Source organism: Streptomyces sp. NPDC020597 (assembly GCF_044335095.1).
In the GTDB taxonomy this organism is placed as follows: domain Bacteria; phylum Actinomycetota; class Actinomycetes; order Streptomycetales; family Streptomycetaceae; genus Streptomyces.
On the sequence record NZ_JBIRUL010000007.1, the window covers coordinates 145,879 to 169,862 of the forward strand.

Genomic DNA, 23,984 nt, shown 5'->3' on the forward strand with positions numbered 1-23,984 from the left:
GGAGCGTCCGCGGTGCGGTGGGGCGGGTCTCTTCGGCACCGTCCGGCCGGGGGAGCGGGCCGGGCCTGCGCCGTCCGGTGCGCTCAGGGGTGTGGGACGAAGTGCGGCCCCCGTGCGGGGTGCTGGTGTTCGCCGCCGCGGTCGGGGACGGCGCGGCGAGGGGCGTCGGGGGTGCGGGGGAGGGCGTGTACGGTGGCGCGTCCCCAGCGGCGTCCCTGGTGCCTCCGGTGGATTCCCCGGCATCGGCGGGTGTCCCAGCCGGCGTCGGAGCGCCCGTCGGGGCGGGAGCGGGAGCGGGAGAGGGCTCGGCCGGTGCGTCCGGGCGATGCGGGGCGAGGCCCCGGGATGCGGCATGCGCCGATGGAACCGCCGTCGGCAAGGCGTCGTTGAGCGGCACGGGGCCGGCCGCCGCACGTGGCGCCGCCGGTTCCGGGGGGCGCGCGGGGAGCGTCGTCGACTTCTCGGCCGCTGCCCGTGTCGCCGCGCCGGAGTCTGCGGGGGCCGCCGGCGCGGGGGCGTGCGGCGCCGGCGCGTTCCGCGGCGGTGCGCTCGCTCCATGGGCGTCCGGGCCGGGGTGCGCGGTCGGCGCGGTGCGCCGCCCGTCCGCGTCGAGCCGGGACCAAGCCAACCGCTCGGTGTACGACGGGAGTTCCGCTGCGGAGTCCTGGATGTGCGCGACGAGGCGGTCACCGGCCGAGGGCGGGCCGCCGGTCGTCGTCGGAGACGTGGGGGACGCCTGCGCGAGCGACGGCGGGGGCAGGGCCGGCGTGCCGGGAGCAGCGGACGCACCGGGCGGCTCACGGTCGCCCGACGACCCGGGCGCACCGATCAGTTCAGCCGCCTGGGGCGTTCCAGCCGCAGCCGAGAGCCCAGCAGGGGAGGGCTCAACAGCGGGGAAGGACTCAACAGCGGGAAAGGACTCAACAGCGGGAAAGGACTCAGCCGCAACCGGCGGATCCGGCGGCTCCGGCGCATCGAACGCGACCGACGTGCCGGAGGCGCCGGACGGAGCACGCGCGACGGAGACGCCCACCCCCTGCCCGCGCCCTTGCATCACCGTCCGCCCGACCTCCTGGCTCCCGCGGGGCAGTCGCGGCGCCCCCGGGTCGAACACGTTCGGAGTCAGGGGCCTGAGCAGCGGTCCCGGCGCGCCCAGGACCCGGTCCACGAAGTCGTTCATCCGGCGCTCGCCTCCAGATAGAACCGCCTCCGCTGCGGACTGATCGCCAGCACGTCGGCCTCCGACCAGCCGTAGGCCCGCGCCAACGTGTGTACCTCGTGCATCAGCCGGTGTGCGTAGCCGCATACTTCGGCCCACAGATGATCGGCGAGGTCCAGCGCCGCCTCCCATCGGTGGGCGCACTGCGGGCAGGTCAGCGCGAGCACCGTGTCGGCTCCCGGGTCGAGCTGCGCCAGCCGTCCGGCGACCTGTTCGAGGATCTCGTCGGGCATGTCGTCCACGGGCGGCGGACTGACGTCCACGACGCACCGGCGCAGCAGCGTGCGGCGCGCCAGGGGCGCGGCGGGGTCGACCGCGTGGACGTCCCCGCCGGTGAGGGCGCGGAAGGTGACCGTCATTCCGCCCGTCGTCAGGGTCGCCGTCACCGGGGTAGGGCCCTCGGCCCCGTGCTCCGCCGCGCTCTGCGACGGGGGCCGCAGTTCCGTCGCCGCCACGGTGACGTCGAGGCTGTCGCCGCATGCGGGACAGTCCGCCGTGCAGGGCAACAGGTCGCCGAACGCGGTGCGACGCAGCTCCAGCAGCAGCCGGTTGAGGGTGCTCAGAGGCAGGTCCGCGACGTCCTCACCGTCCGGGGCGGCCAGCGAGGCGAGCAGCAGGGAGCGGGCCGCTGCTGTGGTGCCCAGCCCGCCCTCCCACACCTCGAGCACGTTCGCCTCCGTCAGTCGGTGGGTCACGCGGTCACCCGGCGGTGTCGCTGAACTGCGACTCCTGCGGTGCGTTGGTGTGCTCCCGCACCCAGCCGTGGTGCTCCACCTTGATGTGCTCGAAGGCGACGGCGTTGGATCCGGCGTCGAGTTCGGGCAGACCCTGGTACTCGGAGACCCAGGCCTCGTGGACGGAGTACGACAGGACCTGCTGGCCGCCCTCGTCGAAGACGTCGATGACGAGGTCCCGCCGGAAGTCCTTCTGGGAGGTCTCCAGACCGCCCGCCGAGTTCTTCAGACTCCAGACACGGTTCGCCCATTCCTCGAAGGCGGTGTCCACCGTGCACCCCCGTTCGAGGGTGATGGCCTCGTACTCGGTGCGGCCGGGCAGCTTGCGGCTGGTGCCCGGGTCGCCCCCGTCGCGGTGACGGATGACCTCGGTCGTCCGCTTGAGTCCGCTGACCTTGCTGATTCCCGCGATGTAGGCGGTCTCCCCGCTGAACTTCACCCGGAAGCGGAAGTTCTTGAAGGGGTCCCGGCGCGTGACTTCCGGCATCCGTCGTCCTCCTAGACCTGGATCTGACCGGCGAGCTGCTGGATGTGCACGATCACGAACTCGGCGGGTTTGAGCGGGGCGAAGCCCACGTGGATGTTGACGATGCCGCGGTCGATGTCGTTCTGCGGGTTGGTGTCCTTGTCGCACTTGACCAGGTAGGCCTCCTGAGGAGTGCGGCCCTGGAAGGCGCCCGCGCGGAACAGGGAGTTCATGAACGCGCCGACGTTCAGCCGCACCGACGCCCACAGCGGTTCGTCGTTCGGCTCGAACACCACCCACTGGGTGCCCCGGAACAGGCTCTCCTCGATGAACAGCGCCAGCCGGCGCACCGGCAGGTACTTCCATTCGTCCGCGAGCCGGTCGGCCCCGCGCAGGGTGCGCGCTCCCCAGGCCACCGGACCGGCCGCCGGCAGCCGGCGCAGGCAGTTGACGCCGACCGGGTTCAGCCGGCCGATCTCCAGATCGGTGAGCGGCACTTCGAGGTCGCTGACCCCGGTCAGCGAGGCGTCGGTGCCGGCCGGCGCCTTCCAGACCCCGCGCTGCACGTCGGTCCGGGCCAGCACGCCGGCCATGACACCGCAGGGCGGGAAGGCACGCACCACCCCCGGCAGCAGCGGGTCGGGCGCGAGGACGCGGGGGTAGTACACGGCGGCGTTCTTGTCGGAGTCGTCGCCCTGGACGTCCTGCAGACGCGCGATGACGGAGGCCGGGTCGGTGGTCCAGCTCTTGGGCGGGTCGACCAGGAGGACGGCCCGCCGCTCGACGCACAGTCGCTGGGCCTGGACCCGCAGATTGGGTGCCGGGGGGTCGAGCGAACCGAGGTCCGGCAGGCACAGGATGTTGAAGATGTCCGTCTTCAGCAGCTGGTAGAGACCCGTCTTCTCCGCCGCCTTCCCGAGGTAGGCGGCCTCCGGCGGAAGAGCCGTGTCCGTCCCGGAGCCGGTGGAGGGCTGCGTCGGGGCGTAGGAGCAGGGGGTGCCGTCCGAGGATGTGGCCGTGAAGGGGTTGGTGTCCTTGCCCTCCGGGTCCGGGTCCGGGCTGGGCCGGGGCACCGTGTCGGCCGGGTCGCCGGGTGCGACGCGCACGAGCCGTGAGGACTCCAGGAGGTGCTCCAGGCTGCGTGGGCTGCCCTGTTCGACACTGACGTTGAGGTACCGCTCCTCGGCGCGGGTCTCCAGGTCATGGACCGTCAGGTTGAACAGTTTGCGCTTCGGATCGGGCGTGTCCTTGCCCTCTGAGGTGTCGTAGTCGACGCGCGCACGGAGATTCAGCGCCCACCGCCCCGGCGATGCCGCGGTGAGGACCGGAACGGCGGCGGAGGCGCTGCTCGAACGTCCCGCGGCGGTTCCCCTGGCGTTCGCGCCGCCGCCGGCGTCGTTCCCGCTCCGCCCCTTCTTCTTGTCGTCGGCGGTGGCGTCGTCGGCGGACGGGGCGGCCTCGCCGCCCTCGCCGCCCCCGGCCGCGGCGGGGGTCGAGGAGGCAGGGGACGACCGGACGGGCTCCCCCGCGGGTCGCGCGAGCGACAGGGTGACTGTCGGCTCGTCGGTGTTCACCACCCTGACGATCTCGGCCTCGCTGCCGCCGTTCAGGTAGAACTGGTAGACGGCGTAGCTCATCGGGCAGTTCACCTGCAGTCCGCCGAAGGCCGCCTCGTAGTCGGCCCAGCCGGTGATGTGCACGGGCCGGTCGGCCGGTCCGCGGGGCGCGTATCCGACGAAGGCGGCCACCGAGGTCGCCACCCCGGTGATGGTTCTGACGGCGCTCTTGACCTCGTCGATGTAGACACCCGGGTAGGTGACGTTCACCGGCATGCCGGCCCCTTTCTCCATCCTGGACGCGCCTGTCCCGGATGCCGGGCAGTGCGGGCGGGCCTGGGGGCCGCGGGCGTCGACCTGGAAGGACGCTGGTCGTGATCCGGGTTAACCGTATACGCACATATGGTGACAATGCGCTCCGGGGAGCCCCGTACTGCGTCGATCAGGTGAGTGCGGTGGGTGCGGTGGGTGCCGTGACGCGGTGGACGTGGTGAGTGCGGTGAGTGCGAGTGAGGGGGCCGGAGTCCCGGTGCGGCGCCGATGTGCGCAGACCTCTACCGGGCCCGCGCCACCAGCAGTGCCACGTCGTCGTGGTCGTCGGGATGGCGCAGGCCGTACAGCAGGAGGTCGCAGATCTCCTCGAGCGGCCGGTGCGGCTCGTCCAGGAAACCGACCAGGACCGCCAGACGGTCGTCGATCGGGTGCTGCCGCGTCTCGACGAGACCGTCCGTGTAGAGGACCAGGAGGTCGCCGGAGGCGAGCGTGGCCGTGGTGGTCTCGAAGGGGACGCCGCCGACGCCGAGCGGGGCCCCGGACGGCAGGTCGAGCAGCGTCGCCGGACGGCCGGGCCCGGCCAGCGCGGGCGGCATGTGGCCCGCGTTGGCGATCCGGCACTGCCCCGTGCGGGGGTCGTACACGGCGTAGAGGCAGGTCACGATGTAGTGCTCCAGGTCGCAGGTGATCTTGTCCAGGTGCTGGAGCACGGCGCCGGGTTCGAGGTCGAGGTCCGCGTAGGCGCAGGTCGCGGTGCGCAGCCGGCCCATGGTGGCGGCCGCGTCGATGCCGTTGCCCATGACGTCGCCGACGACCAGCGCGGTCTTGTCGTCGGCCAGCGGGATGACGTCGTACCAGTCGCCGCCGACCTCGCTGGTGGCCTGCGCCGGCTGGTAACGGGAGGCGAGGTCGAGGCCCAGGTGGTGGGGCGGGTGCTCCGGCAGCAGGCTCCGCTGCAGGGTGAGGGCGGTGTTGCGCACGCTCTCGAACCAGCGGGCGTTGTCGATGGCCACGGCCGCCCGGCCGGCCAGCTCGACAGCGAGGAGCACGTCGTCCTCGTCGAACGGGAGCGGGTTGCGGGTGCGCTTGAGGTCGAGGGCGCCGAGCACCTCTCCGTGGGCGATCAACGGCACGGCGAGATACGAGTGCACCCCGGCGCGGGCCAGCAGGGAGCCGGCCTCGGCGTCCCGGGCGATGCGCGGCAGGTCCTGGTCGCCGACGTGGCTCACGAGGACCGGCCGGCCGGTGTGCACGCAGAGGGTGACCAGCTGGTCGCCCTGGTAGGCGGCGACGTCCCCCGGCGGGTCGGCGGCCCGCAGCGCCACGGTGGGATGCGCCGCCTTGAGCGCGAGGGCGCGGAAGAGTTCGGGCCCGTCGTCCGGCCGGCGGGCGCGACGGCAGGCCAGCGCGGAGTCCAGGACGTCCACCGCGACCACGTCGGCGAGCTGCGGCACCGCCACCTCGGCCAGCTCACGGGCGGTCTGCTCCACCTCCAACGTCGTGCCGACCCGTGTCGAGGCCTCGGCGATGAGGGCGAGGCGGCGGCGGGCCCGGTCGGCCTCCGCGGCCACCCGGTGCCGTTCGGTGACGTCGACGACCGAGGCGGCCGCGCCCAGCACCCGGCCGCCCGGGTCCTCCAGCCGGTAGAACGACAGCGACCACGCGTGCTCGTGCTCGGGGTCGGTCCGCGGCCGGCCCACGTGGTACTGGTCGAGCAGCGGCGTGCCGGTGGTCAGCACCTGGCGCAGCGCGGACTCGATGGTGTCGACGTCGGGCAGCGGCAGGGTCTCCCGCAGACGCCGGCCCACGTGGGCCTCGGCCGGGATGCCGTCGATGCGCTCGAGCGCCGGGTTGACCAGGAGGTAGCGCAGGTCCGGGTCGAGCAGCGCCAGCCCGATGGGGGACTGGTTGATCAGCCGCTCGCACAGGGCCAGGTCGGTCTCGACGCGCTGCAGCAGTTCGTGGTCCGCGGCGATGCCGAGGGCGTAGACGTCTCCGAGATCGTCCTGGAGCCGCATGTTGCGGAACTCCATGAGACGGCTGCTTCCGTCCTTGTGCCGGATGGGGAAGGCGCCGGCCCAGCTCCGGCCGGTCTCCAGCACCTCCGTGAACAGCCGCACCACGGACTGCAGGTGCTCGGGGTGGATGAACAGCCGCGCCGCGTACTTGCCGAGGGCCTCCTGCGCGGTGTAGCCGAACAGCTCCTCCGCCTGAGGGGTCCAGAACACGATGCGTCCCTCGGCGTCGACGACCATCGCGGAGACGCTCAGCACGTCCAGCAGACCGGTCGGCGGCGGCGCCTCCCGGGCGTACGCGGTCCCGTCGGACCGGATGGGTTCGGCTGTCATCGCGGAGCCTCCTCCCGCACCTCCATGCTGCGCCTCATTGGGCGCGCCCGGTAGCGGGGCCCCGTCGCGCGCCCGGCGCGGGCGGTCGGCACACGGGACGCACGCCGGCCGGGGTGCACGGCCGGGTGCGTGCGGCGCAACGAGGCCGCGCGGTGCGCCGCCGCCGGGTCGAGGAGATGCGCGCCGTGCGTCGTCGTCGGGTCGCGGCGGCGCCGTGCGCATCGGGCCGACAAGCAGCACCATGGTCCTGTAGAGGACGGCACTCATGGATCCAGCGCGAGAAGTCTCCGAGGCCCCGACGCCCGCGGGACCACGCGATCTCCTCGACGCGTCCACCGACGCGGCGGCGATCGTGACCGTGGACGGCATCGTGCTCGCCTGGACGCGGGGCGCACAGGCACTGCTCGGCCATCCCGCGTTCGAGGTCGTCGGCCGGCCGGCCGCCGCGCTGGTGGCGATGCCGCGCGACCCGTCGCGGGTGGCGGCGGTCGCGGCCCGGTGCCGCACCGGAAGGGGATGGAGCGGCCAGCTCACGGCACGGCACAGCGACGGCCGTCCCGTCGACGTGGCCCTGCGCGTCTCCGCGTCCTTCCGGATCGGCCCGGACGAGTGCTTTCTGCTCTCGGCACGCGAGCAGAGCCGGCAGTGGACGGTCGGCCAGTCCGTCCTCGACGGGTTCCTCGTCCGCTCCCCGGTCGGGATGGCGGTGCTGGACCTGGAGCTGCGCTACGTGTGGCTGAACGACACGCTGGAACGCCTCGGCGGCGTGCCCCGCGAACAGCGCCTGGGACGACGGCTCAGCGAGCTGTTGCCCGGCCTCCAGGCGGACTCCATCGAAAGCCTCATGCGCAAGGTCCTGAAGACCGGCGCCCCGGTCAACGACTACGAGTACCTCGGGTGGAGCTGGGCCGATCCGCACCGCCGGCGCGCCTACTCCACGTCCTTCTTCCCGCTGGTCGGCTCCGACGACTCGGTGACCGGGGTCTGCTACATGGTGCAGGACGTCACCGAGCGGTGGACCGCCCGCCGGCTGCTGGCACTGGTCAACGAGGCGTGGGCGCGCGTCGGCACGACCCTCGACGTCATGCGCACCGCCCAGGAGCTCGCCGACTTCGCCGTCCCGCGGTTCGCGGACTTCGTCATCGTCGACCTGCTGGAGCCGGTCCTCAGCACCGAGGGACACGGCACGTGGCTCACCGACGCCGGGCCCGCCCCGGTGCGGCCGGTGATGCGCCGGGCCGGTCTGAGCTCGGTGCGCGAGGGCTGCCCGGAGGCCGTGGCCCGGGTGGGGGAGCGGGTGGACTTCCTGCCGCCGCCGCACGACGCGAAACTGCTCATCGACGGCGAGCCGATCCTGCTTCCCGTCCTGGACCCCGACGACGAACTGTGGCTGGCCGAACAGCCCGAGAGAACGGCGACGATCCGCAGGTACGGGCTGCACTCCCTGATCTCGGTGCCGATGCGGGCGCGCGACACCGCACTCGGTCTCGCCACGTTCGTCCGGTCGCTCAACCCCGTCTCGTTCGGCCCGGACGACGTCCTGCTGGCCCGGGAGCTGGTGGCCCGGGCGGCGCTGTGCGTCGACAACGCCCGCCGCTACACGCGGGAGCACACGGCGGCCGTCACCCTGCAGCGCAGTCTGCTGCCGCACGCCCTGGCCGGCGGAACGGCGCTGGAGGTGGCCTCCTGCTATCAGCCGGCGGACCCCACGGACGGCGTCGGCGGCGACTGGTTCGACGTGATCCCGCTGTCCGGGGCGCGGGTGGGGCTGGCCGTCGGCGACGTGGTGGGGCACGGCATCGCGGCGGCGGCGGCCATGGGCCGGCTGCGCACCGCCGTGCAGACCCTGGCCGACATGGAGATGCCGCCGGACGAGCTGCTGGCGCACCTCGACGACCTCGTGCTCCGGCTGAGCACGGAGCGCGCCGACGACCCCGCGGCCCAGCAGAGCGCCACCGCCTTCCTCGGCGCGACCTGTCTGTACGCCGTCTACGACCCGGCCACCCGGCGGTTCACGATGGCCCGGGCCGGGCATCCGCCGCCCGTCGTCGTCACGCCGGAGGGCGGGGTGTCCTTCCCGGAGCCGCCGGCCGGGCCTCCGCTGGGACTCGGCGGGATGGCCTTCGAGGCAGCCGAGATCACCCTTCCCGAGAACAGCCTGATCGGCCTCTACACCGACGGCCTCGTCCAGGGAGCCGAACACGACATGGAAGTGGGCATGTCCCGGCTCGGCGAGGTGCTGGCCCGGCCCGGCGCCGACCTGGACGCGCTCTGCACCTCGGCGGTCAGCCGGCTGGTTCCGGCGCCGCAGTCCGACGACGTCGCGCTGCTGCTGGCCCGCACCCACGCCCTGCGGGCCGAACACGTCGTCTCCTGGGAGGTGCCCGTCGACCCGGCCGCCGTCTCCGAGGTCCGCGCCCGGGCCACCCGGCAGGTGGAGGACTGGGGCCTGCCGGAGCTGGCCATGACGTCCGAGCTCATCGTGAGCGAGCTGGTCACCAACGCCGTGCGCTACGCGACCCCGCCCATCCGGCTGCGGCTTCTCCGTGACGCCCGTCTGACCTGCGAGGTCACCGACGCCAGCAGCACGGCTCCCCGGCTCAAGCACGCCCGGATCACCGACGAGGGCGGGCGGGGCCTCTTCCTGGTGGCCCAGCTCGCCCACCGCTGGGGCACCAGGTACACGGCCGACGGAAAGGTCATCTGGGCGGAGCAGGAGATCCCCTGACACGGCGTCGACGAGCGCGTGCGCCTCCCGACGCGGCGAGCGCGACGCAGTCCCCGACGCACGGATGCGTCCCGGTCAGCGCAGCGCGCGGTCGCGCCGGCACTGGAAGTCGGGGGCCGCGTCCGGGGCGACGTGGGGCGGCAGGGCCACCGGCGACCCGTACGGGGCCTGGCTCGCGCACCGCTCCGCGAAGTCGGGGAGCTCCATGGGCGTCCCGTGGCCGCGGGGCGACAGATGGTCCAGCATCGTCGAGCTCGGGGCCCGTGACCACGGGCGTTCGGCCTCGCAGCACGGCCGTCCGGGGAGATGAGGGGGAACCGTCGGACAAGAGTTGCCCACATGCTCCGTGTGGTTGACACAGCCGCCCCGTTCGCGCGCAAGGGCGCCTCCGTCCGCCGCCGCTCCCGTTCGCCAGGCCCGCACCGCGCAGGAGCGCGACTGCCGGACCGGTGCGGCGGTCAGTCCTGGACGAGCTGATCGGCCAGCCGGTGGGCCTGGGCCAGCAGCGTCCCGTACGTCAGCAGTGCGTCGGGGTCGTCCCGCACGGCGCCCGGAAGCCGACGGCGGAGCGCGTCCAGCGTGCGGTGCAGCTCCTCGACGGCCTCGCGGAGCTCGTCGTCGGCGGCAAAGTCCTGGCCGGCCGGCGCGAAGCGCGCGCTGCCGTAGAGCCGGATGGCGTGGGCCGTGCGGTGCAGGAAGTCCGCGTACGGACCCGCGATCTCCGCCGTCGGCTGAGCGGCCTTGCTGCCGTGGTCCACGGCCTCCCACACCGTCCGGGTCACGCCGGCGGTGTGCACGGCGATGTAGTCGAGCACGACCAGGGCGTCGGCGTACGTCTTGTCGGGCTGCGCCGCGGCGTACAGCCGCCGCCCGCGCGGGTTGCCCCGCATGCTCTCCTTGCTGCGGCCGATCGCCGACCGGGCCTGGTCGACCAGGCGGTCCAGACGCAGGGCGCGCGCATGCCACTCGGCGGCCGCGCGGTCGTCCCACTCGCCGTCGGCCAGTCCGTCGGCCACCGCGTCGAGGATCTCCTGCGCCTCGCGGACCGAGTCCTCCAGGGCGGAGCGGGTGTCGCGCAGATAGAGCGGCGGCCGGACGAGCGCGTTGACCGCGACGCCGACCGCCGCACCGAACACCGCCTCCGCGACCCGGGCCGCCGACGAGGCGATCGTGACCTGGCCGCCGGTCAGCACGAAGAGCGCGCCGGTGGCCGCGTACACGCCCTGACTGCCCAGACGGTGCCACTGCCCGAGGAGCAGCACCGCCGGCAGGACCAGGGCCATCGTGACCATCGTGCCGTCCAGCAGCAACGCCACCGCGGTGGCCACCACGGTGCCCGCCGCGATCGCCGCGAGCTGCTGCAGACCGTGCGCCACCGACCGGTACACCGTCGCCTCCACCAGCACGACCGCCACCCACGGCGCCACGAACGCCATCGGGGCCGCGAGCCACCAGCCCGCCACCGCCCAGGCCACCCACGCGGCCAGCGCGGCCTTGCCGGCCTGCGCCACGAGATCCCGTTCCCGGCCCGGCTCGGCCCACGCCCGTCGTGCGGTCCGCACGACGTTCCCGCCGCTCAGCCGGACCGCCCGCACCAGCCGGACGGGCCAGGCCGTCCGCGTCGCCCCCGTCGTCGTCCCGTGAGTGCACTCCATGGCACATCAAGTGCCACACCAGGCCCGCAACGCACCTACCGTGCGCGACCTCACAGCGACCGCCCCGGGATTCCCCGCGCAGTGCCGTGCCGTCACCCGGCCTCTGTCAACCGGCCAACGCCCGACCGTGATCCGTATGTGATCAGTGCGGCGTAGTCTCCAGCCGACCGCAGGACTCGGCTCGCGGGCGCTCGACCAGTACGGGGGACACACATGACACATCGGCGTGCGGCGATACCGGCGCTCATCGGCGGGGCGGTGCTCACGGCGCTGCTGTGGTGGGCCGGAGCGAGCAGCGAGGCGCTGCACCTGCAGGGCGCCACCGACGCGCTAGGCGGCCGGGTCGTCGCCGAACTCCAGCAGTGGCTCGCCCCCTGGTCGTACGACCCGCCGACGTCGGTCCAGTTCGGCTACGGCGTGCTCGGCGAGGTCGGGGACCCGGCCGGCGGCGACGCCACCCGCTATCTCTCGCTGTACGAGACGGCGTTGCAGATCCGGTTCGCCGCGGTCTTCGTCTTCTTCGTGTCGGGGGCGATGCTCCTGGTCCGCAGGCTGCCGCCGGTCGGCGGCCGGCTGCCCGCCGCGCTGCTCGCCCTGTGGGGCTGGGGCGTCGTGGCCGGGACCCTGGCGGTGACCGTCTCCGCGCCGTGGCTGATCGCCTCGCGGGGACGCGGCAGTTACCGCCTCCTTCCGCAGCTGGCGGGCGTCATCTCCTCGGGGCGGCAGATGCTGGTGGTGACCGCGCTGTTCGCGTCGCTGGCCACGGTGTTCGCCGCGCGGGTGATCGCCAGGGGCGAGGACCCGCTGCCGCGCCAGGCTGTCGCGCCGCGTGCGGCCCGGCTGGCCGCCACGGTGGGGACGGCGCTGATCGCCCTGTCCCTGGTGGTCCTCTCGTACGAGTCGGTCGCCGCCGGTCTGCAGACGTCCTTCTCGGGCAGCGGGATGCTCTCCGAACCGGGTGACCTGCTCCGCCAGTGGCTGCTCCTCGGCGCCTGGTCCGCTCCGGCGGGGGTGTCGTTCGGGGACTGGCTCCTGTACCGGGCGGCGGACGTCCTGGTGCTGGCGCTGGTGTGGACGGCCCTGCGGCGGCTGCCCGCCATGCTCACGCGGGTGACGGTTCCGGCGATGGCGACGGCCACGGTGTGCGTGACCGTGCTCGGACTCCTGGCGAGTCAGCTGCTGCGGGTGGCGCTGGACGGGTCGACCCTGAAGTGGGACCTGATGTACCTGTCCGCGGGCATCGGCGACGGAGTCCCGGCGGCCCTCGTCTGGGGGGTGGCGGCGGGAGCCGCGGCCACCGTGACCCTGCGGGCTGCCGGGGGCCGCGGGCCGACCGCGGACACGCCGGCCGCCGAACCGGAACCCGCCCGGCCGTAGGGCCGGCGCGGCGACCGGCCCGGAAGCCGCCCGGAAGCCGCCCGGTAGGGCCACGCGCCGGCGGCCGCGGCCGCCCCGCCTCCCGCGCCCCGACCGCCCGTACGCGGACCGCCCGTACGCGGAGCGCCGGTCAAGGTGTGCCGACGGCGGGTCGGCCGGAGACCGCGGGGGTGCGGGCGGGGAGGTCACCGGCGTGGGCGAGCAGGTCACCTGCCTCGAGGTGCCGGCGCAGCCAACGTTCGGTGCTGGTCACGTGCAGCAGCGCCGCCGCCTGGCTGAGCGCGGCGTCCCGCCCGGCCAGCGCCTCGTAGATCGCCTCGTGCTCCGTGAGCGTCCGGCCGGCGGCCCGGGTGTCGACCAGACCCCGCCAGACGCGGGCGCGCAGCGTGCGCCCCGAGACGCCCTCCAGGAGGGCGAGCAGCGACTCGTTTCCGGTGGCCGCGACGACCGCGCGATGGAACGCGGCGTCGTGCGTGTTGAGCCGTTCCACGTCGTCCCGGGCGTCTCGCATGGCGTCCAGGTGCCGTTTCACCTGGGCCAGCTGCTCGTCCGAGATGCGCTGGGCGGCCAGTGCGGTGGCGACGGGTTCGAGCAGCCGCCGCACCTCCATCAGGTCCAGGAGCGCGGCCGAGTCGCCCTGCAGCAGTTCCACGGCCCCACCGACGCTCTCCAGCAGCACACTCGCCTGGAGGCTGCCGACGTACGTGCCGTCGCCCCGCTTCACCTCCAGCACGCGGGCGACCGCCAGGGCCTTGACCGCCTCGCGTGCCAGGTTGCGGGAGAGCCCCAGCTGGGATGCCAGCTCCGCTTCCGGAGGCAGTTTCGAGCCCGGGGGCAGCACGCCCGTCCGGATCAGCTCACGGATCTGCTCGATGGCCTTGTCCGTCAGGGACAACGCGACCCCTCTCCTTGTGCGCGCCGCCCGGGACCACCCGGTCCGGCCGGGCCCTGGGCCCGAGGCTCGTCCCGGAGGCCTCCGCGGACGCGACGGCCCAGCGGCCCGCCGTCGCGCGCGACCCGGTCCGGACCCGGCGTGCCGACGGCGACGGCGACGGCGACGATACCGGGGAAGACGCGGCGGGACGCGACCGCCGTGGCGGCTCGGGGCGGAGCGGTCATCGGGGCCGCAGCCGGTAGAACTCGGTCGCGGTGCCGGCGAGGATCGCCCGGGTCTCGGCCCCGGAGCAGTCCTGCAGCAGCTCCTCGACGGTGGCCGCCCAGACGTTCCAGCCGCCGGCGAGGTCGCACACCGGCCAGTCGGAGCCGAACATGAGCCGCGCCGGGCCGAAGGCGGAGAGCAGCACGTCCCACACGGGACGGATGTCCGTGATATCCCACTTCTCCGGGTCGGCCTCGGTGACCAGGCCCGACACCTTGCACCGGACCTGCGGATGCCGGGCCAGCAGACGGATCCGCCGTTCCCAGTCGCCCAGGTCGCCGTCGGCGATCGGCGGCTTGCCCGCGTGGTCGAGGACCAGCGGCAGGCCGGGTACGCGCTCGGCGAGCCGGATCGCCTGCGGCAGCTGGTGGGCGCGGATCAGCACGTCGTAGCCGAGTCCGCGGTCGCGCACCGCGCGCAACCCCGACTCCACGACGGGCCGTTGCAGCCATGCGTGGTCCGGCTCGCCCTGGACGAGATGGCGCACGGCCCGCAGGTAGGAGCCGCCGGGTCCGGCGCGCAGCGCGTCGAGGATGTCGTCGATGGCGAGGGAGGCCAGATCCACCCAGCCGACGACGCCGCCGATCAGCGGGTCCCGTGCGGCCAGGGCCAGCAGTTCGCGCGTCTCGGGCAGGGACGCCACGCACTGGACGACCACGGTCTGCTCCAGGCGGCGGCCCGCGATCGTACGGGTCGCGTTCGTGCGCAGGTCGCCGATGTCGAAGGTGCGACGGATCGGCTCGTGACCCGGTTCGTTCAGCCAGGGCTGGGGCCTTCGGTCGAGATCCCACACATGGTGGTGGGCGTCGACGAGTCCGGGGCGTGCGCGGTCAGACACGGGCCGCGTCCGGTCCGTCAAAGTGGACGATCATGACAGCAACTCCTGTGCGAATCAGGGAGACCGGGGCCGCTCACGAGTCACGCGAAGTCGGCGCGGACAACGGAGTCATCGGAGGTCTGGTGTGCGGCGACTGTAGACGTCACCGGTCGGGCCGGCGATGGAGACATGGGGTGTATGAGGAGTCGACCGGGTCCAATACTGACCGGTAACAGCCCGTCTGTCGGGCGCTGGGCGAGTCTACCCGGGACTTCCCGCTGTGTGTCACCCCGGTCGTGGGCGATCGCGCGAGGCGCCCGGGGTCGGCGCCGGCGTGTCGCAGACTTTCCCGAGCCTGGCGTCCAGGCACCCAAGGGCGTGAAAGGGCAGTTCGGAGGCATGCGGAGGGCCCGTGGGCGAGTGTCGTGCCCTCTTTTCCCCTGTGCATCGTGCCGCATGCCACAGGAATCCTGTCCATGAACTCTTGTCATCGCCGGTGACGTCGCCGTAACGTCCTCGCAGCTCGGGAAACATCCCAGCAATCGAGGGCCTCGAACGGTGATTCCGCTTCCCAACCGCCGGACACCCATGCTGGAGCCCGGCTCCCGCGATCTCCCCGCCACCCGCGCACCACATCAGTTGCACCGGAGGTCTCGCCATGGCGAGAGCGATCAACAGACGGCAGTTCCTGGCCGGCACCACCGCCGTCGCGGCGGTCGCGGTCGCCGGCGGCGTGTTCGGCTCAGGCCGGGCCTTCGCCGCACCGTCCACCTACACGCCCACCTGGGGCTCGGTGAACCAGCACCCGGCGGCCCCCGACTGGTTCCAGGACGCCAAGTTCGGGATCTACTTCCACTGGGGCGTCTTCAGCGTCCCGGCGTACGACAGCGAGTGGTACCCGCGCAACATGTACTTCAACGGCAGCAACGTGAACAACCACCACGTCGCCACCTACGGCACCACGACCGCCTGGCCGTACCACAACTTCATCAACGGGGCGAACGACAAGGCGGGCAACTTCACCCAGTTCGCGCCGAAGCTGAAGTCGGCGGGCGGCAACTTCGACCCCGACGAGTGGGCGCAGCTGTTCCTGGACGCCGGAGCGAAGTTCGCCGGGCCGGTCGCCGAGCACCACGACGGCTTCTCGATGTGGGACAGCCAGGTCAACGAGTGGAACTCGGTCGACAAGGGTCCGCAGCTCAACCTGCTGCAGCTGTTCACCGACGCCGTCCGCGCGAAGAACCTCAAGCTGCTGGTGTCCATGCACCACGCCTACAACTACCTCGGCTACTTCCAGGCCGTGCCGACGCAGTCCGACCCCAGCCTGAAGAAGCTCTACGGGCAGCTGGACAAGGCCACGGAGGACCAGCTCTGGTACGACAAGCTCAAGGAAGTCATCGACCTGGCCCAGCCGGACATCATCTACCAGGACGTCCACCTGGACCAGATCGCCGAGACGCAGCTGCTGAACTTCCTCTCCTACTACTACAACCAGGCCAACTCCTGGGGTCGCGAGGTCATCGCCACCTACAAGGACGCCTTCAACAGCCACGGCGAGGTCTTCGACTACGAGCGCGGCGGCCCGGCCGACGTCACATCGCCCTACTGGCTGACCGACGACAGCGTGTCCAGCACGAGCTGGTGCTACACCGAGGGCATCGGCTACTACACGTCGCAGCTGCTGCTCCACGCGATGATGGACCGGATCAGCAAGAACGGCACCGTCCTGCTCAACATCGCGCCGAAGGCGGACGGCACCATCCCCCAGGGTCAGCGGGACATCCTGCTGGGCATCGGCGACTACCTGAAGCGCTTCGGCGAGTCGGTGTACTCGACCCGGGCCTGGACCGCCTACGGGGAGGGGCCGACGAAGATGGGCGGCGGCACCTTCATGAACCCGAGCGCCGGCACCGCTCAGGACATCCGCTTCACCCGGAACAAGGCGAACACCGTCCTGTACGCCACGGTGCTCGGCTATCCTGGCAGCTCGCTGACCATCAAGACGCTCGGCTCCGGACGCATCAACCTGGGCTCGCTGAGCTCGGTGCAGCTGCTGGACAGCACCGCCGGCGCCTACATCAACCTCCCGAACCGCACCCAGGACGCGTCGGGGCTCCAGGTGACCCTGCCGTCGTCGGCGCCGTTCTCCGCACCCATGTACGTGCTGAAGCTGACCTTCGCCGGCCAGATCCCCACGCTGCAGCCGGTCGACGGCGCGCTGGTCTACACGGACGTCAACTACGCCGGTACCTCCGCCGCGCTGGGCCTGGGCGACTACACGGCCGACCAGCTCGACCTGCACGGGATACCCGCCCTCAGCATCTCCTCGCTGAAGCTCGCCCCCGGCCAGCAGATCGTCGCCTATTCCGGCGACAACTTCACCGGCACCCAGTGGACCTTCACCGCCGACAACGCCGACCTGAGGGTCACCGGCCAGAACGACAAGATCACCTCGCTGAAGGTGCAGTTCAACCCGTCGACCTACCTCAAGATCATCAACTACACCGACGGCCTGGCCCTGGACAGCGGCGGCAACGTCGTCGGCGGATCCAACCTCAAGCAGTGGCACTACTACGACAACGGCAACCTCCAGTGGCAGGCGGTCGAGGTCGGAGGCGGCTACTACAAGCTGGTCAACCGGACCAACGGCATGGTCGCCGACAGCTGGGGCGCCACCAACAACGGCGCCACCTGCAAGCAGTTGGCCTGGAACGGCCACACCAACCAACAGTGGAAGATCACGCACCGAGGGGGCGGTCAGTACAACATCGTCAACCGCACCACGGGCAAGCTCCTGGACGGCGGCGGCAACGTCGCCGAAGGCTCCGTCACCAAGATGTGGGACTGGGGCAACAGCACCAACATGCAGTGGACCGTCAGCCCCGTCTGACCTACTCCCGGGACCCCCTACCCCGGTGCGGCGCTCGAACCGGGCCCGCACCGGGCCCCACCGGCCCGCACCGGGCTGTGACGCACAGACGGGCCCTCCGGGCGCAACACCCCCTTGCGCTCCTTTTGCGCAACCGTTTTTTCCTTCGCGGTCGGCCGTGCCCGCACCGGCCCTCCCAACTCCACTGAACTGGCCCGACGTACGCCCCAAGATACTCATGCGTACGTCTTGACTCACACTCCCCGCCTTTCTACCTTTCCACACAGAAAAACGTTTTCCCATCCGAGCCCGGCAGGCGGCGAACACGTCCGCGTCGTCCCCGAGGGCTCTGCGCACCGGGTCACGCGAACAGGCAGGACCCCGCCGCAGCCGGCCGTGCACCACGGCTGCGACCGGATCGCGCGGGCCGAGCGGCTCGAAGACGCGTGTCCGGCCCGCGCCGAAGCCAGACGACCCGACCACAAGTGAACAGGGATGCTCCCATGAACATGAGACAACCGCTGCGCAGGCTGAGCGCGCAAGCCGTGGCGCTGACGCTGGCCCTCTCGGGCGGTGTGGCGGTCCTGGCCGCGGCGCCCGCGCAGGCCGCGAGCGGCACGATCGGCGTGACCCTGACGACGTCCGACCTGAGCCAGGCGCTGACTCCCCAACCGGGCGTCGCGCTGGGGCCGTTGTCCTCGGGCGCGGTGAATCTGAAGGTGGACGACACGCAGTCGTTCCAGACCATCGACGGGTTCGGGGCCGCCTTCACCGACACCTCCGCCTACCTGCTGCAGAACAAGCTGAGCGCGGCTGTCCGCGACCGGGTGATGCGCGATCTGTTCACCCGCGGCCCGGGCATCGGACTGTCGCTGATGCGCACGCCGATGGGCTCCTCCGACTACACCGCCACCCCGGTGAGCAGCCCCGGCACGTACTCCTACGACGACAACGGCGGCGTCGCCGACCCCACTCTGGCGAACTTCTCCACCGCGCACGACGACGCCTACGTCATCCCGGTCATCAAGCAGGCCCAGGCGCTCAACCCGGCGATGAAGCTGTTCGCCAACGACTGGAGCCCGCCGGCCTGGATGAAGACCACCAACACCATGCTGGGGCAGGGCAACGGCACCCTGCGCTCGGACATGTACGGGCCGCTGGCGCAGTACTACGTGAAGTTCCTCCAGGAATACAAGGCCAAGGGCGTCGACGTGTGGGGCGTCACCCCGCAGAACGAGCCGACGATCTCGCCGTCGACGTACTCGGCGATGGCGTGGCCCGCGGGCAACGAGGCGACGTTCATCGCGAACAACCTGGCCCCGGCGCTGCAGCAGGCGGGACTGGGCGGAACGAAGATCCTCGGCGGGGACGCCGACCACGTGGACGTCAACTACGCCAACACGCTGATGGCCAACCAGGCGGCCCGCGACGCGATGTACGGCACCGCGTGGCACTGCTACCAGAACGACCTCGGCAAGATGACGACGATCCACAACTCCTACCCCGACAAGCGGATCTACGAGAGCGAGTGCTCCACCGGGCCCGGCATCGCCCCGATGAACGCCGCCCAGCTCGCCCTGGAGTCCACGTTCAACTGGGCCAACGGCGCCCTGCTGTGGAACCTGGCCCTCGACACCAACGGCGGCCCCAAGATGGGCGTCGGCTGCGACAACTGCACCGGCCTGGTCACCGTCGACCAGGCCACCGGCAAGGCCACCTACACCGACAACTACTACCAGCTGGGCCAGTTCTCCAAGTTCGTCGTCCCCGGCGCGACCCGCATCGGCTACAGCGACGGCGGCGGGATCTGGGCGCAGGCCTATCAGAACCCCGACGGCGGCGAGGCGCTGGTCGCCTACAACAACAACTCCACCGCCACCACGTTCACCACCACCTGGAACAACGCCGGGTCCTTCTCCTACACCCTCCCCTCGCACGCCACGGTCACCTTCACCCGGGGCGCGCAGACGGCGGCCGGCCAGATCGTGGGCCAGGGCTCGAACCGGTGCGTGGACGACACGGGCAACCCGGCCAACGGCGTCCAGCAGCAGATCTGGGACTGCACGGCGGGCAACGCCAACCAGCAGTACCAGTACTCGGCGGGGCGTGAGCTGCAGGTCGCGGGCAAGTGCCTGGGCGCGTACGGCAACGGCACCGGGAACGGCACGAAGGTCGTCACCTGGGACTGCAACGGCGGCGCGAGCCAGAAGTGGACGTTCCACGCGGACGGCAGCCTCACCAACGACCTGTCCGGCCTGTGTCTCGACGTGACCGGCACGGCCACGGCCAACGGCTCCAAGCTGCAGCTGTGGAGCTGCACGGGAGCCTCCAACCAGAAGTGGTCCGCCTCCAGCGGCGGCTGACCGCGACGGACGGCGCCCGGCCCGGCGTGGCTCCCCCCACGGCCGTGCCGGGCGCACCCCTTTTTTCCCGGTCGTCGCAGGTTCTGGGAGTTCTCTGGGAGAGTGCGGCCCGTCCGCCCGGGTCCGCCGCCCGACCTGCGGTGATCCCGGAGGCATTCCCAGGAGACTCCCAGAACCTCTCCGGAAGGTGGCAGTCGCGCGGCCCAGCCTGTACCTGTCCAGCGACACGCGGCCTCGCGGCGCGTGCGTCATCGAAACGGAGCGGAGTGCGGCTCGGATGTCTGCTGTCACCGTCAAGTCCAGGCCGGGAGGGTCCGTGCGGACCCGACCCGGCCGCCCGGAAGGTCTGCTGGAGAACGCCCTGGGGGGAGCGGCGGCCGCGTTGTGTGCGGTGATCGCGATGGTCGCCCTCTCGGCCCTGGCGCTGTCCCTGCTCGACGCGGGCTCCGTCGGATCGTCGTGGTCGCTGGCCCTGACGGTCACGGCCATGTCCGTCGGCGGTTCGGTGGAGCCCGTGGCGGCCTCCTCCGGTTCGTCGGGCTCCGGTCTCGCGGGGTTGCTGGGCGGCGGCATGAGCCCGTCGATGAGCGGCACGGCCCACGCGATGCCGCTGGGAGTGTCGTTGGCCGGCGCTTTGGTGCTGTGGCTGGTGTTCTCCCGGCGGATGCGGGGCCGACGGTTCGGCGTCGGCGAACTGGCGGCCCGGACCGGCGGCGCGGCGGCGGCGTCCCTGTGCGCCCTTCTCGTCGTGGCGCACCTCGCCCGGGGCGCGTTCACGCTGCCGGCGTCGGCGATGAGCGGCATGCGAGGTGAGGACGCCGCGTCCGGCGGCGGGGGTCTCGGCGGAGGCGGCTCGCTGGGCGGCCTGTTCGGCGGCGACCTCGGCGGGCGTCTCGGCGGCGGGCTCGGCGACCTCGGCGGCGGCCTGGGAGGCGGTCTCGGCGGCGGAGCCTCGAAGGCGCAGGACCTCGTGATGAACTACCAGGTGCAGGCGGGCTCCGCCGCCTGGGGCGCGACGCTCTGGGTGGCCGTGGTCGTCGCGCTGGGCTGCCTGGTCACCCGGCGAGCGCAGATGCCCGAGCCGTGGGCCGCGAGCCGCCTCAGGACGGCATGGGCCCCGTGCGTCTCGGCGGTCACGCGCATGTTCCTGACGTTGACCGTGGTACCGCTCGTCGCCGTGGTGTTCGTCGGGGTCGCCGTCGGCGGGAAGGCCGCGACCGCCGCCAGCGCCGCGATCCTGATGGCCCCGGACGCGGTGGCGGTGTTCCTGACCCTGGGCCTGGGAGCCTCCTGGACCGCCTCGACGCGGCAGGTGCAGAGCGAGGGCGGCAACCCGCTCGCCTCACTGCTGCAATGGCTCGGAAGCCGGCAGTCCGAAGCCAGGCCCGACCGTGTGGAGAACCTCAGGCACCTGTCCCCGGGCGGCTGGCCGCTGTGGGCGATCGCCCTCGCGCTGACCGTGGTCGCCCTGTCGGTCTGCGGTCACGCGGCGGCGCGCGCCACCGCACGGACGGGGTCGCAGTCCGCGCACCCCGGCCCGGGACGCCACGGACAGCACCTCGCCCTCGCTGGACGGCTCGCCGTCGTCATGGCCGTGTTCCTGGGGACGGCGGCCTGGCTCGCACAGGCGGACGGCCGGATCTCGGCCACCGTGTTCGGCAGCCGGATGGGCGGCACGCACGCACAACTCAGCGGCAGTGTGCCGACGGTCGTCGTGCTGGCCCTGATCGCCGGCGCGGCCGCCGGCTACGCGGGAAGCCTGCTGTACGGCCTTTACGGGGGGAAGACAGGCCGCTTCCGTAGGGTGGCGGACGAAACCCCGGCCGCCGCGGGCGGCGAGCACCGCATGGGCGCCCCGGGCGCGGCGGTCCCGGGAGCGGATCGTGCCCCCTTGGAGACACCCGTTGGCAACCGCTGAGCGTTCTTCCCGGGCGCCGGCCCGGCGTGACATCCCGCAGGCCGGCGCCACGGGCGCGCACCTGCTGGTCGTGGACGACGAACCGACCGTGCGGGAGCTGCTCTGCGCGGCCCTGCGGCACGCCGGGTTCACCGTGGCCGCGGCCGGCACCGGGCAGGAAGCGCTGGACGGGGCCCGGGCCGCGGCGCCGGACCTCGTCCTGCTGGACGTCATGCTCCCGGACATGACCGGCTTCGAAGTGATCCGCCGGCTCCGCGAGCGGCAGTCGCCCGCCGGAGCCGTGAGCCAGGGGCATGTCCCGGTCGTGTTCCTCACCGCCCGGGACGACACCCGGGACAAGATCGAGGGCCTGGTCCTAGGCGGGGACGACTACGTCACCAAGCCGTTCGACCTGCAGGAGCTCATCGCGCGCATCGGCGCCGTCCTGCGTCGTACCGGCGGCGACCCCACGGCGCTGCTGCGGGTGGCCGATCTGGAGCTCGATCCGGAGGGGGTGCAGACGACCCGCTCCGGCGAGCCGATCCGGCTGTCGCCCACCGAGTTCCGGCTTCTGCACTACCTGATGACCAACGCCGGGCGCACGGTGTCCAAACCGCAGATCCTCGAGCGGGTCTGGGACTACGACTTCGGCGGCGACACCGGCATCGTCGACACCTATGTCAGCTACCTGCGCCGGAAGATCGACAACGGCGGCCCGAAGCTCATCCACACCGTGCACGGAGTCGGTTACGTGCTGCGAGGGCCGAAGGCGTGACCGGCCGACGCATCGGCGCGGGGTGGGCGCGCGCCTCCCTGCGCAGCCGGGTCCTCCTGCTGGCGGTGGCGTTGCTGACAGTCGGGTTCGCGGCGTTCAGCGTCGTCACGGGCAACGCCCTGCGCGCCTACCTGGAAGACCGTCTCGACGCCCAACTGCGCGCCTCCGCCCAGGTGTTCTCGCTGCTGCCGCCCAGGGTCGCCGAGAGCGGCGCCGGCCGGACCCCGCCGGCGGGGTTCGCCGACTTCAGCACCGAGGTGCTGGGGAACCCCGTCGTCACCTATGTCGCCGAGGACGGGACGACGGTGAGCAGCATCGACTCGCTCGCCGGCCGCAACCGGTCCGGCGACGCCCGCGGCCCGGCGCTGCCGCGCCTGGACGCCGCGTCGGTCGCCGCCCGCGGAGGCCGTCCCTTCACCGTCGACAGCAGCCAGGGCGACGGGCGTTGGCGCGTGATCGCCGTGTCGGCGGCGGACATCAGGGCCCTGCGCGACGCGCTCGGAGCAGCCGCAGCCAAGGACGGCGGCCCCGTGCAGGGCGGCGTCGCGGTGCCGGACGGCGCCCCCTTGAAGGACGGCGGCAGCGTGATCGTGTCCACGTCCATGGCCCCGGTGGACGGCACCGTGGACCGGATGTGGCGCGTCTACGAGACGACCGGCCTCGGCCTGCTGGCGCTGCTGGCCCTGGCCGGATGGTTCGCCGTGCGCTCCGGCCTCGGCCCCCTGACCCGGATCGAGCAGACCGCCGCCGAGATCGCCCGCGGCGACCTGTCGCGCCGGGTGCCGGACCTGGCCGGGCCGGGCACCGAGGTCGGCCGGCTGGCCGCCGCGCTCAACGGCATGCTCGGCCAGATCGAGGCGGCCTTCGCCGCCCGCGCCGAGTCCGAGGCGCGGATGAGCCGTTTCGTCGCCGACGCCGGCCACGAACTGCGCACCCCGCTCGCCGGCATCAGGGGACTCACCGATCTGCACCGCATGGGCGCCCTGCCCGATCGCCAGGACGTCGACGCCACCATGTCCCGCATCGCTCGGGAGTCGGACCGCCTGACGCGGCTCGTCGAGGACATGCTGCTGCTCGCCCGGCTTGACGAGCACGCCCTGCGGGCCGGCGAGGACGGGCCGGGAACGTCGACGGCCTTCCCACTCTCCCTGGACTGCGCCCCCATGGACCTGCGCACCCTGGCGGCCGACGCCCTGCACGACGCACGCGCGCTGGACGTGAGCCGCCCCGTCTCGCTCACCGGTCCGGACGGCGACGGTCCGCCGGCCTGTGCCCCCGCGTTCGCCGACGAGTCCCGCCTGCGACAGGTCGTCACCAACCTGATAGGCAACGCCGTCACCCACACGCCGCCGGGAACGCCTCTGCGCGTGGGCGTCGGAACCGTCGGCGACGAGGCGGTCCTGGAGGTGGCCGACCAGGGGCCGGGCCTCACCGAGGAGCAGGCGGCCCGCATCTTCGACCGCTTCTACCGCGCCGACGCCTCCCGCGCCCGCGCCACCGGCGGGGCGGGTCTGGGCCTCGCCATCGTCCACTCCCTGGTCACCGCCCACGCGGGGCGCGTGGAGGTCGACACCACGCCGGGCCGGGGCGCCGTCTTCCGGGTCCTGCTGCCCCGTCAGGCCGAGCCCCTCACGGAAGCTCTCGACGAGGCCCGCACGAACCCCCCGACCGAGCCCGGCGCCGTACCCTCCGGCTCGGCGACGCCGCGGCAGACGGACTCGCGCGCCGACGCCGCCCTCCCCTGAGAC

Annotated in this window: 15 protein-coding genes; 7 read left to right on the plus strand and 8 right to left on the minus strand. The window is 72.7% G+C overall.

Annotated elements, in window-relative coordinates; all coding sequences use genetic code 11:
• Window positions 1-1,176 precede the first annotated feature (1,176 nt).
• The 4 genes from ACH4ZA_RS14905 to ACH4ZA_RS14920 all read right to left on the minus strand — a co-directional run bounded on the left by ACH4ZA_RS14905 (window position 1,177) and on the right by ACH4ZA_RS14920 (window position 6,596).
• Window positions 1,177-1,914, minus strand: a complete 738-nt coding sequence (locus tag ACH4ZA_RS14905) for a hypothetical protein (RefSeq protein WP_398429662.1) — start codon at window positions 1,912-1,914, stop codon at window positions 1,177-1,179.
• Between the two features lie 4 nt (window positions 1,915-1,918).
• A complete protein-coding gene (locus ACH4ZA_RS14910) occupies window positions 1,919-2,440 on the minus strand; it encodes a phage tail protein (protein WP_351681530.1) in 522 nt (173 codons plus the stop codon).
• 11 nt (window positions 2,441-2,451) lie between these two features.
• On the minus strand, window positions 2,452-4,251 hold the full coding sequence (locus ACH4ZA_RS14915) for a phage tail sheath family protein (protein WP_398429664.1): 1,800 nt from the start codon (window positions 4,249-4,251) through the stop codon (window positions 2,452-2,454).
• 278 nt (window positions 4,252-4,529) lie between these two features.
• Window positions 4,530-6,596 (minus strand): SpoIIE family protein phosphatase, encoded by a 2,067-nt coding sequence (locus ACH4ZA_RS14920; protein WP_398429665.1) that lies wholly within the window; start codon window positions 6,594-6,596, stop codon window positions 4,530-4,532.
• Between the two features lie 265 nt (window positions 6,597-6,861).
• Here ACH4ZA_RS14920 and ACH4ZA_RS14925 point away from each other — a divergent pair, with 265 nt between their 5' ends.
• Window positions 6,862-9,324, plus strand: a complete 2,463-nt coding sequence (locus tag ACH4ZA_RS14925; RefSeq protein ID WP_398429666.1) for a SpoIIE family protein phosphatase — start codon at window positions 6,862-6,864, stop codon at window positions 9,322-9,324.
• Between the two features lie 75 nt (window positions 9,325-9,399).
• On the opposite strand, the gene ACH4ZA_RS14930 is transcribed toward ACH4ZA_RS14925, so the two are convergent.
• Together ACH4ZA_RS14930 and ACH4ZA_RS14935 are read right to left on the minus strand one after the other, a co-directional pair.
• Window positions 9,400-9,570, minus strand: coding sequence for a hypothetical protein (locus ACH4ZA_RS14930; protein ID WP_398429667.1), 171 nt, complete (start codon window positions 9,568-9,570; stop codon window positions 9,400-9,402).
• Between the two features lie 212 nt (window positions 9,571-9,782).
• Window positions 9,783-10,979, minus strand: a complete 1,197-nt coding sequence (locus ACH4ZA_RS14935; protein WP_398429668.1) for an aromatic acid exporter family protein — start codon at window positions 10,977-10,979, stop codon at window positions 9,783-9,785.
• Between the two features lie 213 nt (window positions 10,980-11,192).
• Here ACH4ZA_RS14935 and ACH4ZA_RS14940 point away from each other — a divergent pair, with 213 nt between their 5' ends.
• A complete protein-coding gene (locus ACH4ZA_RS14940) occupies window positions 11,193-12,356 on the plus strand; it encodes a hypothetical protein (protein WP_398429669.1) in 1,164 nt (387 codons plus the stop codon).
• A 130-nt stretch (window positions 12,357-12,486) separates the two neighbouring features.
• On the opposite strand, the gene ACH4ZA_RS14945 is transcribed toward ACH4ZA_RS14940, so the two are convergent.
• Both ACH4ZA_RS14945 and ACH4ZA_RS14950 read right to left on the minus strand, forming a co-directional pair.
• Window positions 12,487-13,251 (minus strand): FadR/GntR family transcriptional regulator, encoded by a 765-nt coding sequence (locus ACH4ZA_RS14945; protein ID WP_398429670.1) that lies wholly within the window; start codon window positions 13,249-13,251, stop codon window positions 12,487-12,489.
• A 220-nt stretch (window positions 13,252-13,471) separates the two neighbouring features.
• Window positions 13,472-14,353: an amidohydrolase family protein gene (locus ACH4ZA_RS14950; protein WP_398429671.1), complete on the minus strand. Its 882-nt coding sequence runs from the start codon at window positions 14,351-14,353 to the stop codon at window positions 13,472-13,474.
• Between the two features lie 637 nt (window positions 14,354-14,990).
• Here ACH4ZA_RS14950 and ACH4ZA_RS14955 point away from each other — a divergent pair.
• The 5 genes from ACH4ZA_RS14955 (at window position 14,991) to ACH4ZA_RS14975 (ending at window position 23,981) form a co-directional block, all read left to right on the plus strand.
• Complete coding sequence (locus ACH4ZA_RS14955) at window positions 14,991-17,222, plus strand: alpha-L-fucosidase (RefSeq protein ID WP_398429672.1); 2,232 nt, start codon at window positions 14,991-14,993, stop codon at window positions 17,220-17,222.
• Window positions 17,223-17,704: 482 nt separating this feature from the next.
• The gene (locus tag ACH4ZA_RS14960) at window positions 17,705-19,564 is read left to right on the plus strand and encodes a ricin-type beta-trefoil lectin domain protein (protein WP_398429673.1); all 1,860 of its coding nucleotides are present in this window, start codon (window positions 17,705-17,707) and stop codon (window positions 19,562-19,564) included.
• 316 nt (window positions 19,565-19,880) lie between these two features.
• Window positions 19,881-21,482 carry a streptophobe family protein gene (locus ACH4ZA_RS14965; protein ID WP_398429674.1) on the plus strand — a complete coding sequence of 534 codons (1,602 nt, stop codon included), beginning with the start codon at window positions 19,881-19,883 and terminating at the stop codon, window positions 21,480-21,482.
• A 31-nt stretch (window positions 21,483-21,513) separates the two neighbouring features.
• Window positions 21,514-22,236 carry a response regulator transcription factor gene (locus ACH4ZA_RS14970; protein ID WP_398429870.1) on the plus strand — a complete coding sequence of 241 codons (723 nt, stop codon included), beginning with the start codon at window positions 21,514-21,516 and terminating at the stop codon, window positions 22,234-22,236.
• The gene (locus tag ACH4ZA_RS14975) at window positions 22,233-23,981 is read left to right on the plus strand and encodes a sensor histidine kinase (protein ID WP_398429675.1); all 1,749 of its coding nucleotides are present in this window, start codon (window positions 22,233-22,235) and stop codon (window positions 23,979-23,981) included. The genes ACH4ZA_RS14970 and ACH4ZA_RS14975 overlap by 4 nt, the downstream gene beginning before the upstream one ends.
• Window positions 23,982-23,984 lie beyond the last annotated feature (3 nt).

Excerpts from the sequence above, each read along its gene's own strand:
- ACH4ZA_RS14955 (WP_398429672.1), top strand. The coding sequence starts at position 14,991 with ATGGCGAGAGCGATCAACAGACGGCAGTTCCTGGCCGGCACCACCGCC.
- ACH4ZA_RS14910 (WP_351681530.1), bottom strand. The coding sequence starts at position 2,440 with ATGCCGGAAGTCACGCGCCGGGACCCCTTCAAGAACTTCCGCTTCCGG.
- ACH4ZA_RS14915 (WP_398429664.1), bottom strand. The coding sequence starts at position 4,251 with ATGCCGGTGAACGTCACCTACCCGGGTGTCTACATCGACGAGGTCAAG.
- ACH4ZA_RS14925 (WP_398429666.1), top strand. The coding sequence starts at position 6,862 with ATGGATCCAGCGCGAGAAGTCTCCGAGGCCCCGACGCCCGCGGGACCA.
- ACH4ZA_RS14940 (WP_398429669.1), top strand. The coding sequence starts at position 11,193 with ATGACACATCGGCGTGCGGCGATACCGGCGCTCATCGGCGGGGCGGTG.
- ACH4ZA_RS14930 (WP_398429667.1), bottom strand. The coding sequence starts at position 9,570 with ATGCTGGACCATCTGTCGCCCCGCGGCCACGGGACGCCCATGGAGCTC.
- ACH4ZA_RS14935 (WP_398429668.1), bottom strand. The coding sequence starts at position 10,979 with ATGGAGTGCACTCACGGGACGACGACGGGGGCGACGCGGACGGCCTGG.
- ACH4ZA_RS14960 (WP_398429673.1), top strand. The coding sequence starts at position 17,705 with ATGAACATGAGACAACCGCTGCGCAGGCTGAGCGCGCAAGCCGTGGCG.
- ACH4ZA_RS14920 (WP_398429665.1), bottom strand. The coding sequence starts at position 6,596 with ATGACAGCCGAACCCATCCGGTCCGACGGGACCGCGTACGCCCGGGAG.